The following is a 16,332-nucleotide window of genomic DNA, read 5'->3' as shown; positions in this document are numbered from 1 at the left end:
GGGAGTATGAGTTAGAATCGAAAACCAAACTAAAAAAAGAAAGTATGAGTTTATTGAAGAAGAACTGTTGCGGCTGATAGAAGAAGGAACTATGGTTCCAGGCGACAAACTGCCGGCTGAAAGGATGCTTGCCGAAAGACTGTGCTGCAGCAGGACGTCTCTGAGAGAAGCTTTTCGCGTTCTTGAATCAAAGGGTATTATCGTTTCCCGAATAGGGGGAGGCCGATATTTACAAAGTATTTATCAGCAGCAGGACTTCAATTATGATCCTGTAAAAGCAATGGAACAAACAGCGATTCTGCATTTCATTGAGGCAAGAGAAACACTTGAGCCTAATATTGCCCGGTTAGCCAGTGAAAGAGCGACATTAGAACAGCTTGAGGAAATAGAGAAAAACATGAAATCGATTCAAATAGACACTAATGTGGATAAAAGCTTTCATCTTTCGATAGCAGAAGCCTCTGGAAACTTTGTTTTTGTAACAATGATGAAATCGAATTTAGAAATGATCTATAAGATGCGCAGTAAAATGATGGAAGATAAAGAAAGATATAAACAAGCCCAACAAGAACACGAAGAAATATTCCGTCATATAAAAAATGGAGAAGGAAAAAAAGCCGAAAAATCCATGCGGAATCATTTGCAGTACCTGAAAATAAATATTAAGGAAAATTAGGTTATATTTTTTTTAATTTATTAGATCGATCTAATAGGAGGAGTTAAAAATGAACATGAGTGGGCCATTAGAAGGAATTAAAATTTTGGATTTATCAACGATGATTGCGGCGCCTTTCGGTGCTACGCTGCTGGCTGACTTTGGTGCAGAAGTGACAAAGGTGGAGATCCCTGGCAAAGGGGACACTCTTCGTACAGTTGGGCCTTGGAAAGACGAGGAACCTCTGCGCTGGCCGGGTCTTGCACGGAATAAGAAATCATTAACACTTGATATCCGTACGGAAAAAGGAAAAGAAGTATTAAAAAAGTTAATTGCTAAATCCGATGTAGTTATAGAAAATTTCCGTCCCGGTACGCTGGAAAAATGGGGGATTGGCTACGAGGAAATGAAGAAGCAAAACCCTGAAATTATTTTGTCCCGGGTTTCGGGATACGGCCAGACCGGCCCTTACAGCTCAAAGGCTGGTTTTGGAACACCAGGAACGGCCTTCAGCGGACATACAGGCATTTCCGGTTTCCCAGACCGTCCACCGGTAAGCCCTGCATATTCCCTGCTTGATTACATTACTGGGATTTATATTGCTCTGGCAACTGTAAGCGCTCTCTACCACCGTGATGTTAACGAAGACGGAGAAGGACAGTCGATTGATATGGGCTTATACGAGTCAATGTTTCGTATGCTGGAATTTCTGGTAGCTGAGTATGATCAGAATAATAAAGTGCGCGAGCGCAGCCCGGGGCTGTCCGGTCATTCCAGCCCAGCAGGGACGTATGGTACCAAAGACGATAAATTTGTCGTATTGGTATGCAGCACAGATTCTACGTTCGACCGACTTGCAGAAGCGATGGGCAGAAAAGATATGCTGGAGGATGATCGTTATTATACTAACGCAGTGCGTCTCGAGCATGACGATGAGGTGCAAAAAATTGTTTCGGGCTGGATAAAAATTCATACCCAAAAAGAGTTAATGGATAAGTTGGATGAATATGGTGTGCCGGTCAGTCCTATTTATACAATAGAAGACATTTTCAACGACCCCCACTATCAAGCCCGGGAAAATATTGTGGAGATTGAACATCCACGCCTCGGCAGCGTTAAGATTCCAGGAGTAGTACCGAAATTTTCGAAAACGCCTGGCAGTATTCGTCACCGGGCCCCGGATTTGGGAGAGCACAATGAAGAAATTCTGGGAGAAGGTCTTGGGTTGTCTGAAGAGGATATTCAAAGCTTAAAAGAAGAAGGAGTGATTTAAATGGCAGAGACCAGATACCCTGACTCAATCGAACTGTGTGAAGTTGCTCCCCGGGATGGTTTTCAGGCCGAAGATGAATGGATTCCTACAGAGAAAAAAATAGAGATAATCCGTAAGTTAGCCGAAACGGGGGTTTCCTCCATGGAAGTGACCTCTTTTGTGCATCCTAAAGCGATTCCACAATTAAAAGACGCTGAAGAGGTGGTACAGGCTGTCCAGGACATATCCACGATGAAAATGAGGGCATTAGTGCCTAATGTAAAAGGGGCAGAACGAGCCATTGGCGCAGGCATTAAAAAGTTGAAGCTGATGCTGTCAGCGACGGATTCCCATAGCTTGTCGAATGCAAATGCTACGGTGGAAGAAGCTCAAAAAAAATTGGAACCAATCGCAGAGCTGGCAGAAAAAGAAAAAGTAACCGTTGGTGGATCGATTTCAGTAGCTTTTGGCTGTCCGTATGAAGGAAGAGTAACTGAAAAGCAATTATATCCAATACTCAAGAGGTATCAACAAATGAATGTTCAGGAAGTGTCCCTGGCAGATACAACCGGTATGGCAAATCCTAAACAGGTACATCATATGCTTCAGGATTTGCAGGCTGCTTTTCCCGATATGACATTTTCGATGCACTTGCACAACACAAGAGGGCTTGCGTTAGCTAATATGGCTGCGGGCATGGAGCAGGGAATACGTCGTTTTGACAGCTCAATAGCAGGGCTGGGGGGATGTCCCTATGCGCCGGGAGCTACTGGAAATGTCCCTACAGAGGATGTAGTGCATATGCTGGAGGAGATGGGGATAGCAACTGGTATCAACCTTGAAAAAATTATTCAGACTGCCAAAGAAGTGAAGAATATAATAGGTCATGATGGAGGCAGTTATATGCTTCAAGCCGGACCTAATTCCCAATTGCATGATAAAGTAGAATCGCAAAATAAAGTAAATTAGAAATTTAATGAATAAAAGTTGAAAAACCTGTGGAAAAACCCGTATCATTTGATGTAGATACGGGTTTTTACGTATGGTCAGGTCGCATACATAAGGAGGGTGAAGACTGATGGAAGACATACGCCAGCTCGAGGAAGACCTGCTAAAGCCAAGTATCCGGCGGTCGGCTGTGGAAGTGAGCCGGCTGCTGGCAGAGGATTTCCAGGAAATCGGAGCATCCGGCCGGATTTTTACCCGGGAAGATGTGATTTGTGGTTTAGAGGAGGAGCGCCCCGTCAATAGAACGGTGGCTGACTATAAAACAAAACCGCTTTCGGAGCATTTATACCTGGCAACCTATACCGTAACGAGCGAGCTGGGGACTTCGCTGCGCAGCTCCATATGGCGGAAGACGGCCTCCAGCTGGGAGCTTGTTTTCCATCAGGGGACGCCCAAAAAAGCAAACCAGCCATAGAAGCAGAACACAATTGCTATTTTCGGCACGAGTGCAGTCAGCCTGCAGAAGGGCAGTAGAGGTGAACAATGTGGAACTATTCCATTACCATTTTTGGACAACAGAGGTAGAAGAAACAGAAGCTTTTTACAGCAGTCATGGATTTGAAGTAGTAGGGCGCTTTGCCCTGGAAGATTATCGTATTAAACGGTATGATCCGCCGATTGGGTGGGATGACTTCCGTCATAAAGGGTTAACGTTCCGGATGATAGAAATGAGTCTCGGCCAGGTGAGGGTCACCTTTGGCGCAGGAAGAATGGATACGTTCGGCTACTTTGGCTATCGTGTAAATGGGGAAGAACATGCCGGTATTCTTCGGCGTGCAAAGGAACATGGATGGGGGATCAACAAAAAAGAAAGAAGAACCTTCCTACAGCCGCCTACCGGGCCGAAGATTCAGCTTGATTGGGCGGAAGAGCTTCCTATTGGAGGAAAAGAGAAGGTGCAGTCTGTCCTCATTACCAGTCCCGAGCCTTATGATTCACACGACTGGCTGACCGTTCTGGGTGCAGAAGCGCTAGTGCCTGCCTGGGAGGAAAAGCGTGCCTTCGAACTTGAAAAAGTAGTTATTCAGGGAGCGGAAGAGACGGAGACTGTGCAGGATCCAAACGGTGTCTATCTGGAATTCCGTCCTTAATGGAAGGAAGAACAGCATGATGAAATATGTAATAGGGATGATTCTGGGGTTTGCGTTGTTTACAGTAAAGCCGAGAACGGCAAAAAGCAGGGAATAGGGAGCGAATACATCTTGGAGTCGTCATTTCGTCAATTAATTATTGTTATTTTAGCTATACTATCGGCTGTGCGTCTGGTCTTCTTTTTTGTGCTGGATCAGCCTCTTATCGATGCCATGATGCCGCTTGCGTTCATGGTGTACTGGATGCTCATTTTATCAATAGCGGACAGCAGACAGCTGTGGAGTGCAAAACGCGAACTAATTACCATACTGGTGGCAACGGCGCCGGTATTGATTGTTTCATTTATCGGGGTCGTAATGGAAGCTCACGAAATCTTTCTTCCGCTGTTTACGAATTCGATGCTTTTAATGGTTCTTATGCCTATTGTTTATAAGTACGGGTTGAAACCAAACGGTTCTGATAAAAAAAACTAGAGGAGACCGGATAATGGTGTTTCGAGCGAAAGGAAGCAGACTGCTGTCCGCCTTTGCGGTCATAGCTATTGTGCTGCTGGGGTATTCTATTTTTCAGGCTCTGTTTATGTATGATGGAGGGCCGGGGACCATCCTGAGAGCTGTAATTGATGCGGTTATTATCATTTTAGTAACTCAAATTGTATTTTTCACAAAATATGAATTGCACGAAGAGCATCTGGCAGTCCACGCCTCTCTTTTAATCCGGCTGCGTATTCCTTATGACTCTATTCAACGGGTAGAAGAGGTGCCCGGATGGATTAAGGGGGCAACCCCGGAAAGGCTGAAGGTGATTTACCAGGAGGGAAATCGTCATCAGCATATTGCACCGAAAGACGAAGCATTGTTTCTGGAGAAACTGGCTGCGAAAAACAAAAATATTGAAATGCCAAAAGAAGGACGGTTCACGCGGTGAACGGTCCTTCTTCATAATTTGTCGTAAAATTTACGAAGGAAATAGAACCCAATAGAAGCTAAAACCATTCCGGCAATAATTATCGTTACGATAAAAAGCACTGTAGGCACGAATCTTCCTCCCTTCGCTGCAAATTCCTGCTGTTATAGGTATTTACCCCGGGAGGCATAACCGCAAGCATCTTTATTTGAACAGCGGGGCCTAAAGGATCTTGTTCAATAAATATAAAAAAGCACTGGCTTAAAACCAGTGCTGAATGCCGTTAGCATTAATTGCTTTGGCCGGATATTCCGACGGTAGTAACAAGCGTTTTTATTTTTTTCAGATTTGGACCGACGACCTGATATCTTTTGTCGTCCGTAACAATAATAGTAATGGGAACGAATTTTTCGTTTAATGCACCGAACTCCTGGTTCGCCTGTGGGTCATTGACGATATCTTTTTCAATAAAAGAAATACGGTTTTCCTGAAACCAGCCTTTTACTTTAGCACAGGAGGAGCAGTTTGGCTGGGTAAAAATCTGAACTTCATAATTCATATATATTCCTCCAATCGGGTGTGGGTGTACCGCGGCGTCTTTGTATTTATACGATTATGATAGTATACCAAAGTGCCGGAGAACGCAATGGAGAGGACAGAGGGCCAGGCCGTAGAATACTATTGAATAAGAACGTACGTTTGTGAAAAGAAGTATTGTCCGCTATAATAGAAGGAACAGAAAACTGCGCGTATAAGGGGGCGTAGGAAATGAAGCAGGAGGAACAAAAGCTCCGGAAGATTATTCATATTGATATGGACGCTTTTTTTGCAGCCATTGAACAGCGCGACCAGCCCCATTTGCGGAACAAGCCTCTGGTAGTCGGAGGTTCTCCCTGGTCAAGAGGTGTCGTGGCTACATGCTCCTACGAAGCGAGGCCGTACGGTATTCATTCCGCTATGTCTTCCTACGAAGCCTACCGAAGGTGCCCGGAAGCTATTTTTATTAAAGGGAACATGGAGAAATACAGGGAGGTTTCGCGTGAAATTATGGCCATCTTTCATGACTGCACAGATTTGGTGGAGCCTCTTTCCCTGGATGAGGCTTATCTCGATGTGACAGAAAACCACTGGAACCTCCCGTCCGCTACGCTCGCAGCTAAAGAGATACGGAAAAGAATTTATCAAAAGACCGGTCTCACTGCCTCTGCCGGTGTTTCATATAATAAATTTCTTGCAAAGACGGCTTCGGATTATGATAAGCCGGATGGTCTGACAGTTATTACTCCAGACCGGGCGGATGCTTTCGTAAAGGCTCTTTCCATTGGTGATTTTCGCGGAGTGGGAAAGGTAACCAAACGAAAATTTGATTCACTCGGCATCGCAACCGGGGAAGACCTGCAGCAGCTGAGCGAAGCAAGGCTCGTGGAATTGTTTCATAAGCAGGGTCATGTTTTTTACCGTCAGGCCCGGGGAATCGACGAACGTCTGGTGAATCCGGAAAGGGAGCGGAAATCGCTCGGAAAAGAGACGACGCTTTCGCAGGACCTTCTGCTTGTGCAGGATATGCTTCCAGTCATTGAAGAGCTGCTTGATCAGGTGCTGGCCAGGCTGAAAAAAGACGGCATAAGAGCCAAATGTATTGTGCTGAAAATAAAATTTGCTGATTTTCAACAGATAACCCGCCGGTCCACGCTCGAGCACCCGAGCAATGATCGTGCGGAGCTCCTCGAGGCTCTGCGTCTTTTACTCGAGGAAGGGGTCTCCGGGGGAGATCCTGTCCGGCTTCTGGGAGTTACAGCTTCGGAATTTTACGGTCCGGGAGAAGTAACGGGAGGTCGTGGCAAGGTTTACAAAACAATTAATTACGAACAGCTGCGTCTATTTTAAAACGCAGCTGTTTTAGTGGATTAACTGGAGAAGACGCCGGAGAAGAAAATAGCTATCAAAGCTAAAAGCAGAACTATAATAAAAATGAGAAGCGTCAGTAACAGGGCAAACACTACAAATGCCCCGAACGCTTTACCGCCGGAGAAGCCGGCAGCGGCGGAAATTAAATTCACCTGGGTGACAATAGTCCAAATAGAAGCAGCGGCTGTGAGAACCCCGGCGATGGCTGTAAGCATCGTAGCCGTGTCATCATTGACCGCAAGTTGTCCGATGTATAGTAAACAAATGAGGGGGAAAATGATAGCCTGCGGAAAAAGGGAGAGTCCGTAAATAGTCCGGGCTTCCCGGGCGTTCATACTGCCCTGGAATATCAAAATAACGAGCTTTAGGATCAGTCCATTCAAGTAAAAAGTGACAATTTGAAATATAAGGAACGCGGCGATAATACCGGTTGCTGCCAGAAACGTAAAAAAAGCGGAGTCCGTTTCAAGCGGTGCCGTTTCCCGGGCGTTTTGTGCAAAGGCCTGAGACATTCCGGCAATGATAACGATCCAAAGGGCGGTGGAGTGAAGCTTTGGATGATCGCTTAATTGCCGGTACGTTTTTCGGGGTGCAGTAAGCAAAGCTGACAGCTGCCTGGGATTCATAATGATCATTCCCCGCTTTCCTTAATGTATCTTTTTCCATCTAATGTTAGTGTACAATAGTTTGAAGAAAGAAAACAGGTTGTATAAGGAGGTTGGGCCGTGAATGCCAGGCTATTTTCTATTTTAGAAACACTGGAACTGTTTGACGAAATGAAATCCATTCAGCGTGCTTCATTAAAGAAGGATGGCGACCGGGAGAACGACGCAGAGCACAGCTGGCATTTATGCATGTATGCCCTGCTTTTGTACCGGGAGGTTGATCCGGATATGGACATTGCGAAAGTAGTGGAAATGCTGTTGATACACGACCTGGTAGAAATATATGCCGGCGATACGTTTGCGTATAACGAAGAGGGTAAAAAAGATCAGGAAGAAAGGGAATGGCAGGCAGCGGAAAAGATAAAAAGCAGGCTTCCGACTGAGCTCGGGCGTTGTTACATGGAAAGATGGTGTGAATTTGAAAAGGAAAAGAGTACCGAGGCAGACTTTGCCCGTTCGCTTGACCGGATGCAGGCTATGGGACAGAATATTTTTACCAACGGAGCTTCCTGGAGAAAAAACGGTGTCCGGCCGCAGGACGTGGAGAACCGGGCACAGACATGGAAAAACAGCAGCCCTGCTGCAGAAGAAATTTTTGCTCATTGGTGGCATGAAGCGTTAAATGAGGGGTATTTCACAAGCGAGGATTGACTAGAGCAACGTTCAACTAACACCCCGGAAATATCTTATGGTACAATTTTCCCAATGTGATATTTAGAAGGGATGGAAGAGATGTCGACGATGAGCAGTGCGGACAAAGTCACTTTGTATTATAAAGAAGCGGGCCAGGGATATCCTGTTATTTTTCTGCACGGACTGACTGGAGATCACACGATGTTTGAACGTGAAATGGATCAGTTGAAAGACCAATTTCGCGTTATAGCACTTGATATGAGAGGGCACGGCAGGTCAGACAAGCCTGAAGCATATACATTGGAAGATCATATACAGGACGTACTGCACATGATGGATGAGCTCAGTATTGAATCAGCTCACCTGGTCGGTGTTTCAATGGGGAGCTATATAGCTCAGGGTGTAGCTGTTGAAGCTCCAAAAAGAGTGGCGAAACTTGTGTTAACAGCACCGAAAGCACATGGAAAAACGTCTTCCACGGCGCGCTTGTTTGCTGAGCATGAAGCCGAGCTGAGCGGTCTTTCCCACCGTGAAAAACTAAATAAAGCCTCGATGTATATCTATCATGATATTGGCAAGGTACAGGATTGGTCAAAGCAGATCGAAGACCGTGCTGTCGAGCTGAATGCCGAAGAAGAGCAGGCAGCGTCTGATGCTTTAAAGGGGTTTGACTTCCGGGACCAGCTTCCTTTTGTAGAAGCGGACTCACTTGTGATCAGCGGAAAATACGACGGCCTGAATCCGCCGGAATACGGGAGGGAAATAGCTGATCTGATTCCTTCGTGCCGGTTTGTGGAATATGAACATTCGGGTCACGGCATAAACGTTGAAGAGCATGAACGATTCGTAGAAGAAGTCAGAGAATTTTTGAAATAAAGCCGATAAAAAGAGCAAGAGCACGTTTACTAAACGAATCGGCCTGCTCTTTTGCTCAGAACGCCGGAGAGCCGCTGTGATTTTCAATTGAAGAGGCAGATATTCAATTGAGTCGATAGAAATAATGGTTTTTGAAGGGTTTAAGCTGTTTTTATGGTGTGAAAGGTTTGAAAAGCTATTTCCCAGATTAAAATTGTTATAAAATAATATTGATTTTTATGTGGGATATGTTATCATATGGAATATGAAAATAATTAAGAGGTGATGAAAGCATGGCTGATCGTAAAAATGTACAAACAACCGGTTCAGGTGCTCCAGTAGGAGATAACCAGAACTCGTTGACAGCAGGCACCAGAGGTCCCACTCTTATTCAGGACGTACACCTTTTAGAAAAACTTGCTCACTTTAACCGCGAGCGCATTCCTGAGCGTGTCGTTCACGCAAAAGGCGGCGGTGCTCATGGTGTATTTGAAGTGACAAACGATGAAATTTCTAAATATACCAAAGCTGATTTCTTAAGCGAAAAAGGCAAAGAAACACCAATGTTCATCCGCTTTTCCACAGTGGCGGGCGAATCCGGTTCAGCGGACACAGTACGTGACCCGCGCGGTTTCTCCGTGAAATTCTATACAGAAGAAGGCAACTACGATCTCGTAGGTAACAATACGCCAATCTTCTTTATTCGTGACGCTATTAAATTCCCGGATTTCATCCACACACAAAAACGTGACCCGCAGACGCACCTGAAAGACCCGGATATGGCATTTGATTTCTGGTCCCTTTCTCCAGAATCGCTGCACCAGATCACGTATTTGCACGGTGACCGTGGTATTCCGGCAACATGGCGCCACATGAATGGCTACGGCAGTCACACGTTTAAGTGGGTCAACGACCAGGGAGAAGCATTCTGGGTAAAATACCACTTTGTCAGTGATCAGGGCGTTAAAAACCTTGACGAGCCAACAGCAAATCAAATAGCTGGGGAAAACCCGGACTATCATACAGAAGATCTATTCAATGCTATTGAAGCAGGAGATTATCCTTCCTGGACACTGTATGTACAGATCATGCCTTACGAAGAAGCACTCACGTACAAATGGGATCCGTTTGATGTAACTAAAATCTGGTCGAAGGAAGACTATCCACGTATTGAAGTCGGCCGTATGACATTAAACAAAAATCCTGAGAACTACTTCGCAGAAGTAGAGCAGGCTGCGTTTTCTCCGGGACACTTCGTACCTGGCATTGAGGCTTCTCCAGATAAAATGCTGCAGGGACGTCTGTTCTCTTACTCCGACGCTCACCGTTACCGCGTAGGGGCGAACCATGAGCAGATTCCGGTTAACAAACCAGTAAGCGGGACAAACAACTATCAGCGTGACGGCTTTATGCGTACAGATAACAACGGCGGCGGTTCGAAAAACTATGAACCGAACAGCTACGGTGGTCCTACTGAAGACGCGGCAGCAGAAATCAGCCCGTTTGATGTAGAAGGCAAGGTTGCAAGCACACCTTATCCTGACGACGATCACTACACGCAGGCAGGCGACCTCTACCGCATGATGAGCGAGGACGAAAAGCAGCGTCTCGTTGATGCATTTGTGGGCCACATGAAACCAGTCCGCAAGGATGAAATTATTAAACGTCAATTAGAAATCTTCTACAAAGCGGATCCGGATTACGGACGCCGCATTGCAGAAGGACTTGGCTATAAAGTACCGCAAGAAGAAGCGTAAGCAGTACCACCGTTTGCGCAATCACCAATTTTAATTTTATGCATCATCCACTCACAACTTGCACCCGTGCCTTTTCAGGCACGGGATTTTTTTATGAAAAAAGCCGGAATCCAAAGAAATTATTCGGAAACCGGCTTGTGCAGTGAAGTTTCAGCACCTCTATTTATATTTTGAAAAGACAGACGAAAATGTTTCAGCACGTGGTATGATAAAGACAGATGAAAAAATGCATCGTTTAAGAATTCAGCATGTATGTAATAGCTTCCGCAACGCCGTGTTCGTCGTTGGTGCCAACAATATGGTCGCTAATGGATTTGACTTCATCCACAGCGTTTCCGATAGCGACGGCATAGCCGGCTGTTTTTAGCATACTGATATCATTGTAATTGTCTCCGATGGCGGCAGTATCTTTTAACGGTACAGCAAGCTCTGTAGCAAGTCTTTCAAGCGCAAGCCCCTTCGAAGCTCCCGTATGTTCAACCTCAAAATTATGATCACCTGAAGTAACGAGGGTTAAATCTTCCCGGTTTTTAAAGTGGTCAATGCCTGTCTGGCGCTTTTCTTCGATGAAAGAGACCGCCAAAATATTGTACAGGGAAACGTTCATTTCATGCAGATCGAGATAGCTTTCAATAAAAGAAAATCCAGTTTGGCTGTACTGCCGTTCCGCTGCCTTCTGCATGGAAGCTGTATCTGCATGAGGATTGGCGCTTTTGATACGGTCCTGCTCGATTTGAAGCAGCTCCCGGCTGTTGTGGGGAGTGTAGATTGCTTTTTCTGTAAACGCTTCATAATAGAATTCGTGCTGATGCAGCCATGAAAGTACTTCCATCCCTGTCTCCTTTGGAAGTGGCACAGAGATATACAACTCTTGGGCGGGAGAATGAACAGCAGCCCCGTTCGCAGAAATCACCCACGGGTGAAGAGAAGTGTTTTTAAGTATGTTCCATACGTCAAAGTGGGCTCTGCCTGTAGCAATAACGATATCAAGGCCATTTCCGGCCGCTGTTTCAAGTGTTTGTATCGTTTTGCCATCTAATTGGTTGTCGCTGTTTAAAAGAGTGCCGTCCAAGTCAATTGCGACCATTGAAAACATGTTGTGTCCTCCCATTACTAGACGAGGTTAAAAGCATAAACCTTTTATACTTTAACATAAAATATCGTGAACAACGAAATTACGCACAAAAATTTGTATAATAATGGTAACATGATTATACAGCTTCGTTCGGAAGATGTATAAAAATCCTGGATTGCTCATGTCCGGAGAATCTTTTTAATGGCCGTAGAAGGATATGGAAAAGTAAGACAAGAAGGTAGCAAAGGAAAAAGAATGCGCAGGATATTGAATAGGGGGCGTGGTTATGTACATTAAAAGAACAGAGGACCCGGTGCTGCTCAGCCAGTTAAATCAGTCACTGCACGAATGGCACGTAAACCTTCATCCTGAACTTTTCTTCCCTTACGATCAGCCGTCGGCTCAATCATATTTTGAAAAAAAGCTCGCTGACGACTGCCACATGTTTTTTATCGCTGTCGAAGACGAAGAGCCGCTGGGGTACGTCTGGCTTGAGCTTCGCAAAGAAAAAGGCAGCGATTTTAAACGTCCCTCGCACTACGGCTACATTTACCAGATTGTAGTGAAGGATCAACACCAGGGCCAGGGCGTTGGAGCTTTTTTAATGAAAGAGGCGGAATATGCTGCGCGGGACTACGGGGCAGATAGGCTTGAGCTGGACTATTTGGCACAGAATTATATAGCAGAAGCCTTCTATAAAAAAATCGGGTATGAACCAAGACGGGTTACAGTGCATAAAGAGCTTTAAGAGGATGGGGGCTGGAGAGATGGTTACGAGTCATACGAATATTATTATCGCCGGTACAAGCATCGAAGGACTTGTGCTGGCACGGGCTTTGGAACGCTATGATGTAAATGTCCGGCTGCTTGAAGCTAAAAAGTCCCCTGCCCACGAACCAAAAGCACTGCTTCTATATGCGCGGACGCTGGAAATGCTAGAAAGCATTAAACTGACGAAGCCATTGCTGGAGATAGGCATACCCTATCATTCACTGGAATTCAATTACGAAGGAAAAAAGATTTTTACTCCCTCCTTCGATTTTTTGAAAGAAGAATCTTTGTATCCATATGTATTGTCGCTCGCTAACTGTGATGTACAGCGTGTCCTGCAGCGTGCGTTAGTGAAAACATCTGTGGAATGGGGCACGCGTATTACGCAGCTTAAGCAGAATGGTTTAAAAACAGAAGCGTTAATCGAAAAAAATAATATGGAGGAGCGGATAATTGCTGATTATGTCGTCGGGGCCGACGGGATTGAAAGTGTTGTCAGGGAGCTTGCTTCCATTAAATGCAAAATGGAGGGCGGCTCTGAATTAATAATGGCAGATATTAATACAGAGCAGCGGATGACAAACAATGCTCCGTCCATGATGTTTAATAAAAAAGGAATTATGTTTGCCGCAGACCTTCCCGGTCACCAGGCAAGAATCATGATGATCGACCGCGACAACCCAAACACCCGCCTTAAAAATACGGAAGCTTCTCTGCGGGGGCTCTATCAAAAAATCACTGGCCGCCCGTTGTCAATGCAAAAGGCGGTGACGGTGCAGTCGAAGCAGGCTGTGTTTCATCAGGCAAAAGAGTTTCGGGCAGGGGACGTATTTTTAGTCGGTGAAGCGGCACATGCTCATCACCCGATGACAAGCCAGAGTGTGAATCTAGGCATCCAGGACAGCATTAATTTAAGCTGGAAGCTTGGAATGGTATGTGCAAGGGCCTGCCCGGAAACACTGCTTAAGTCATATGAGACTGAACGGCTTCCAGTCGCAAGAAAAGTTAACCGGACGACGGATTGGACGGTTCGAAGCCTGACTGTGCAAAAGCCGATTGCTGTGCAGGCAAGAAACCGAACGCTGAAAATGGTGGAGATGATTGAACAGCTCCCGGAGGCCTTTATCCGCCGACTGTCGCATTTGTCTGTGAGATACCGGGCGTCGGCACCGCCGTTGAAGGAAGAGCTCAGGCGTGAAGGCGTACTGCATCCAGGAGACAGAGTGCCTGATGCAGCATTAACGGATTTTGAGAACCGTAAAACCAGGTTATATGAGCATTTGCAGGAAGGAAAATTTTTATTTGTGATGCGCACAAGCGGCAGCCGGATTGATAAGGAATATGCGTTTATTAAGAGGTGGATTCGTAAGTCCGCGCCGTATTTTGGCAGCATGGTACAGCCTGCGTTAGTCGCGCCGACACCGACGATGGGGCAGCCTGATGATATTTTATGCTGGAGTGAAAGGCATTTAAGCAGGGAATTCAGGCAATTAATTGGGCCGGGGGAATCTATGCTCGTACGGCCGGATGGTTATCTGCTTTTTCACAGCGATGCTGCAGGATGGAGCAGCTGGAAGGATGCAGTTGAGCTGTTTCTTGCAGCGGGGGCTGAATGGGACCTCGAGGAGCAGGAAGCGCGGAAGTGGTATCAAAATTTCAAGCTGATCAGCCGCAGATGGAAAAAACAGCTGACATTCAGTAAATAAGAAAGCTTCCCGTAAAGCCGGTACCGTATACAGCGGACGCCGGCTTTTTGAAACGCCAGGATATGTATTACGTAAAAACGAAAGAAAACATTGACATCTGCATTCCAAAAATAGGAAAATGAACGGGTTGAATGCCTATAAGTAAGGAGAGGAAACCATGTCATCGATTTTAGAAGTGAATGATGTACATAAGCGTATTCACGGTAAACAGATCATTCAAGATCTGAAATTCTCTGTCGAGCCGGGAGAGGTTTTTGGCTTTCTTGGACCGAACGGCGCGGGAAAAACGACGACGATCCGTATGATGGTCGGACTAGCCCCTATTTCGTCCGGAGATATTCTTATCGATGGGTACAGCATCCAAAAATCATACGCGAAGGCGATTAAACAGGTTGGAGCCATCGTGGAAAACCCGGAAATGTACAATCATCTAACAGCAGAAAAGAACCTGATCCATTTTGCCAGGATGAATGGCAAGGTGGATCACGAACGCATTGACGAACTGCTCGGACTTGTAAAGCTGGAGCATGTGAAAAAGAAAAAAGTGCGGACGTTTTCGTTAGGAATGAAGCAGCGGCTCGGTATCGCCCAGGCGCTTTTGCACCGGCCGAAGCTGCTGATTCTGGATGAGCCAACTAACGGCCTGGACCCGGAAGGGATTCGAATGGTTCGGGCTTACCTGCGCCGGCTTGCCGAGGAGGAAGGGCTTGCTGTGCTTGTTTCGAGCCATTTGCTCTCAGAAATGGAGCTGATGTGCGACCGTTTCGCAATTATCCAGGACGGTAAGCTGATTAATATTGAGGATCAGCGCGTCTCAGAAGAAGAAGGGCGCCAGCTTCCGTACCAGATTGATGTAGGTCCGCAGAAGCTGGAGGCTGCCATGCAGGTGGTGAAAGAAGCTTATCCGGATCTGAAAATAGAAGAAACAGACCAGCGGCTGACGATCTACATAGAAAAAGAGAATGTCCCTGCCCTGCTGCGCTATGTCATAGAAGCCGGATTTGACCTTTACGAAGCAAAAGAAGACAAACAAACGCTCGAAGACCGGTTTCTTCAGGCAACGTCGAAGGAGGGCTCCTCATGATCCGCCTGATTCAAAACGAATGGATGAAGCTGTTCTGGCGTATCAGCACATGGGTGATGACGGCGATTCTGCTGCTCGGAGTGGTAGGTGTTCTTATTTATTCCCTCACTAATCAGCCGTCAACGGAAGAGCTACCGTCGGAAGAGCAGTGGAAAGCTCAGCTGGAGCAACGGATTGAAGAAGATCAGCAGGCGCTCGAGGACAGCGGGGCTGCAGCGGAGTTCTACGAGCAGAGAATTGCGGAAGACGAATACCGTATTCAAAATGATCTCCCGCCGCAGAGCGCGACAGGGGAAAGCGTCTGGTCGTTCATGAGCACGAACGCAGGGCTGCTCGATCTGCTGAGTATTTTTGTTATTATTGTAGCGGCTACGATCATTTCCTCTGAGTTTAAAAGCGGGACTATTAAGCTGCTGCTGGTCCGCCCGCCGTCCAGGATTAAGATACTAACGTCCAAATATCTCACAGTGATCCTTTATGCTATTGCAATGCTCGCTCTGCTTTTCGGGGCCTCATTTATCCTGGGAGCTCTTTTCTTTGGATTTGGTGAGCCTTCCACACAGTTAATCTACACGGACGGAGAGGTCGAACAACGGCCGCAGGTGCTTGCCCTTGCGATCGATTACCTGACCGGCTCAGTGAATTTTGTCATGCTTGCGACACTGGCTTTTGCCATTTCAGCCATTTTCCGGAGTGAAGCGATGGCGATTGCCATCAGTGTTCTGTTATACGTAGTGGGCGCCGGTGTAACAAGTACTTTGGCTATTGCCTACGACTGGCCGAAGTACCTGCTGTTTGCAAACACGAACCTGAATCAGTACTTTACAAGTGGTGGACCGCCGGTGGAGAGCATGACGCTTGGTTTTTCCGTTGTCGTCCTGATTGTGTACTGGCTGATTTTTATGGGGTTTGCGGTGTGGATGTTCAAAAAAAGAGAAATCAGCGTAACCGGTTAACGAAGGTTG

General features: G+C 46.2%; 18 protein-coding genes. 15 read left to right on the top strand and 3 right to left on the bottom strand.

The window, feature by feature from the left end; genetic code table 11:
* The first annotated feature begins 16 nt into the window (after positions 1-16).
* From ACTRXH_RS06105 to ACTRXH_RS06075, 7 genes are all read left to right on the top strand, one after another.
* A complete protein-coding gene (locus ACTRXH_RS06105) occupies positions 17-676 on the top strand; it encodes a FadR/GntR family transcriptional regulator (protein WP_474281282.1) in 660 nt (219 codons plus the stop codon).
* A 49-nt stretch (positions 677-725) separates the two neighbouring features.
* Positions 726-1,928 (top strand): CaiB/BaiF CoA transferase family protein, encoded by a 1,203-nt coding sequence (locus ACTRXH_RS06100; RefSeq protein WP_474260959.1) that lies wholly within the window; start codon positions 726-728, stop codon positions 1,926-1,928.
* Positions 1,929-2,876 carry a hydroxymethylglutaryl-CoA lyase gene (locus ACTRXH_RS06095; protein WP_474260960.1) on the top strand — a complete coding sequence of 316 codons (948 nt, stop codon included), beginning with the start codon at positions 1,929-1,931 and terminating at the stop codon, positions 2,874-2,876.
* Between the two features lie 109 nt (positions 2,877-2,985).
* Positions 2,986-3,330, top strand: a complete 345-nt coding sequence (locus ACTRXH_RS06090; protein ID WP_474260961.1) for a nuclear transport factor 2 family protein — start codon at positions 2,986-2,988, stop codon at positions 3,328-3,330.
* A gap of 61 nt (positions 3,331-3,391) precedes the next feature.
* A complete protein-coding gene (locus tag ACTRXH_RS06085) occupies positions 3,392-4,006 on the top strand; it encodes a hypothetical protein (RefSeq protein ID WP_474260963.1) in 615 nt (204 codons plus the stop codon).
* A gap of 111 nt (positions 4,007-4,117) precedes the next feature.
* Positions 4,118-4,480: a hypothetical protein gene (locus ACTRXH_RS06080; protein WP_474260964.1), complete on the top strand. Its 363-nt coding sequence runs from the start codon at positions 4,118-4,120 to the stop codon at positions 4,478-4,480.
* Between the two features lie 13 nt (positions 4,481-4,493).
* Positions 4,494-4,934 carry a PH domain-containing protein gene (locus tag ACTRXH_RS06075; RefSeq protein ID WP_474260965.1) on the top strand — a complete coding sequence of 147 codons (441 nt, stop codon included), beginning with the start codon at positions 4,494-4,496 and terminating at the stop codon, positions 4,932-4,934.
* A gap of 268 nt (positions 4,935-5,202) precedes the next feature.
* Here the strand turns inward: ACTRXH_RS06075 and ACTRXH_RS06070 are convergent, their stop codons facing one another.
* On the bottom strand, positions 5,203-5,472 hold the full coding sequence (locus tag ACTRXH_RS06070; protein WP_474260966.1) for a glutaredoxin family protein: 270 nt from the start codon (positions 5,470-5,472) through the stop codon (positions 5,203-5,205).
* Between the two features lie 209 nt (positions 5,473-5,681).
* Between ACTRXH_RS06070 and dinB the strand changes: the two genes are divergently transcribed.
* Entirely contained in the window at positions 5,682-6,800 is a 1,119-nt protein-coding gene (gene dinB / locus ACTRXH_RS06065) for a DNA polymerase IV (protein ID WP_474281234.1), read from the top strand.
* 20 nt (positions 6,801-6,820) lie between these two features.
* Here dinB and ACTRXH_RS06060 read toward each other — a convergent pair whose 3' ends face one another.
* A complete protein-coding gene (locus ACTRXH_RS06060; RefSeq protein WP_474281232.1) occupies positions 6,821-7,456 on the bottom strand; it encodes a YIP1 family protein in 636 nt (211 codons plus the stop codon).
* A 90-nt stretch (positions 7,457-7,546) separates the two neighbouring features.
* Between ACTRXH_RS06060 and ACTRXH_RS06055 the strand changes: the two genes are divergently transcribed.
* The 3 genes from ACTRXH_RS06055 to ACTRXH_RS06045 all read left to right on the top strand — a co-directional run bounded on the left by ACTRXH_RS06055 (position 7,547) and on the right by ACTRXH_RS06045 (position 10,731).
* Entirely contained in the window at positions 7,547-8,137 is a 591-nt protein-coding gene (locus ACTRXH_RS06055) for an HD domain-containing protein (RefSeq protein ID WP_474281230.1), read from the top strand.
* A gap of 81 nt (positions 8,138-8,218) precedes the next feature.
* Positions 8,219-8,995: an alpha/beta fold hydrolase gene (locus ACTRXH_RS06050; protein WP_474260970.1), complete on the top strand. Its 777-nt coding sequence runs from the start codon at positions 8,219-8,221 to the stop codon at positions 8,993-8,995.
* A gap of 272 nt (positions 8,996-9,267) precedes the next feature.
* Positions 9,268-10,731 (top strand): catalase, encoded by a 1,464-nt coding sequence (locus tag ACTRXH_RS06045; protein WP_474281228.1) that lies wholly within the window; start codon positions 9,268-9,270, stop codon positions 10,729-10,731.
* 235 nt (positions 10,732-10,966) lie between these two features.
* On the opposite strand, the gene ACTRXH_RS06040 is transcribed toward ACTRXH_RS06045, so the two are convergent.
* Positions 10,967-11,827 (bottom strand): Cof-type HAD-IIB family hydrolase, encoded by an 861-nt coding sequence (locus ACTRXH_RS06040; RefSeq protein WP_474281226.1) that lies wholly within the window; start codon positions 11,825-11,827, stop codon positions 10,967-10,969.
* Between the two features lie 265 nt (positions 11,828-12,092).
* Here ACTRXH_RS06040 and ACTRXH_RS06035 point away from each other — a divergent pair, with 265 nt between their 5' ends.
* The 4 genes from ACTRXH_RS06035 to ACTRXH_RS06020 all read left to right on the top strand — a co-directional run bounded on the left by ACTRXH_RS06035 (position 12,093) and on the right by ACTRXH_RS06020 (position 16,323).
* Entirely contained in the window at positions 12,093-12,554 is a 462-nt protein-coding gene (locus tag ACTRXH_RS06035; protein WP_474281224.1) for a GNAT family N-acetyltransferase, read from the top strand.
* 19 nt (positions 12,555-12,573) lie between these two features.
* Positions 12,574-14,283 carry an FAD-dependent oxidoreductase gene (locus ACTRXH_RS06030; RefSeq protein ID WP_474281222.1) on the top strand — a complete coding sequence of 570 codons (1,710 nt, stop codon included), beginning with the start codon at positions 12,574-12,576 and terminating at the stop codon, positions 14,281-14,283.
* 157 nt (positions 14,284-14,440) lie between these two features.
* Entirely contained in the window at positions 14,441-15,367 is a 927-nt protein-coding gene (locus ACTRXH_RS06025) for an ABC transporter ATP-binding protein (protein ID WP_474281220.1), read from the top strand.
* Positions 15,364-16,323, top strand: coding sequence for an ABC transporter permease (locus ACTRXH_RS06020; RefSeq protein ID WP_474281218.1), 960 nt, complete (start codon positions 15,364-15,366; stop codon positions 16,321-16,323). Before ACTRXH_RS06025 ends, ACTRXH_RS06020 begins: the two co-directional genes overlap by 4 nt.
* Positions 16,324-16,332 lie beyond the last annotated feature (9 nt).

The sequence above is a fragment of the Marinococcus sp. LNHM5E3-2.1 genome (assembly GCF_056034365.1).
Note: the sequence above shows the minus strand (reverse complement) of the source record. Positions and strands in the feature narration are given on the sequence as shown.

Coding starts and splice junctions, on each gene's coding strand:
- ACTRXH_RS06095 (WP_474260960.1), top strand. CDS start 1,929: ATGGCAGAGACCAGATACCCTGACTCAATCGAACTGTGTGAAGTTGCT.
- ACTRXH_RS06060 (WP_474281232.1), bottom strand. CDS start 7,456: ATGATCATTATGAATCCCAGGCAGCTGTCAGCTTTGCTTACTGCACCC.
- dinB (WP_474281234.1), top strand. CDS start 5,682: ATGAAGCAGGAGGAACAAAAGCTCCGGAAGATTATTCATATTGATATG.
- ACTRXH_RS06025 (WP_474281220.1), top strand. CDS start 14,441: ATGTCATCGATTTTAGAAGTGAATGATGTACATAAGCGTATTCACGGT.
- ACTRXH_RS06090 (WP_474260961.1), top strand. CDS start 2,986: ATGGAAGACATACGCCAGCTCGAGGAAGACCTGCTAAAGCCAAGTATC.
- ACTRXH_RS06070 (WP_474260966.1), bottom strand. CDS start 5,472: ATGAATTATGAAGTTCAGATTTTTACCCAGCCAAACTGCTCCTCCTGT.
- ACTRXH_RS06020 (WP_474281218.1), top strand. CDS start 15,364: ATGATCCGCCTGATTCAAAACGAATGGATGAAGCTGTTCTGGCGTATC.
- ACTRXH_RS06075 (WP_474260965.1), top strand. CDS start 4,494: ATGGTGTTTCGAGCGAAAGGAAGCAGACTGCTGTCCGCCTTTGCGGTC.
- ACTRXH_RS06040 (WP_474281226.1), bottom strand. CDS start 11,827: ATGTTTTCAATGGTCGCAATTGACTTGGACGGCACTCTTTTAAACAGC.
- ACTRXH_RS06030 (WP_474281222.1), top strand. CDS start 12,574: ATGGTTACGAGTCATACGAATATTATTATCGCCGGTACAAGCATCGAA.
- ACTRXH_RS06045 (WP_474281228.1), top strand. CDS start 9,268: ATGGCTGATCGTAAAAATGTACAAACAACCGGTTCAGGTGCTCCAGTA.
- ACTRXH_RS06100 (WP_474260959.1), top strand. CDS start 726: ATGAACATGAGTGGGCCATTAGAAGGAATTAAAATTTTGGATTTATCA.
- ACTRXH_RS06035 (WP_474281224.1), top strand. CDS start 12,093: ATGTACATTAAAAGAACAGAGGACCCGGTGCTGCTCAGCCAGTTAAAT.
- ACTRXH_RS06050 (WP_474260970.1), top strand. CDS start 8,219: ATGTCGACGATGAGCAGTGCGGACAAAGTCACTTTGTATTATAAAGAA.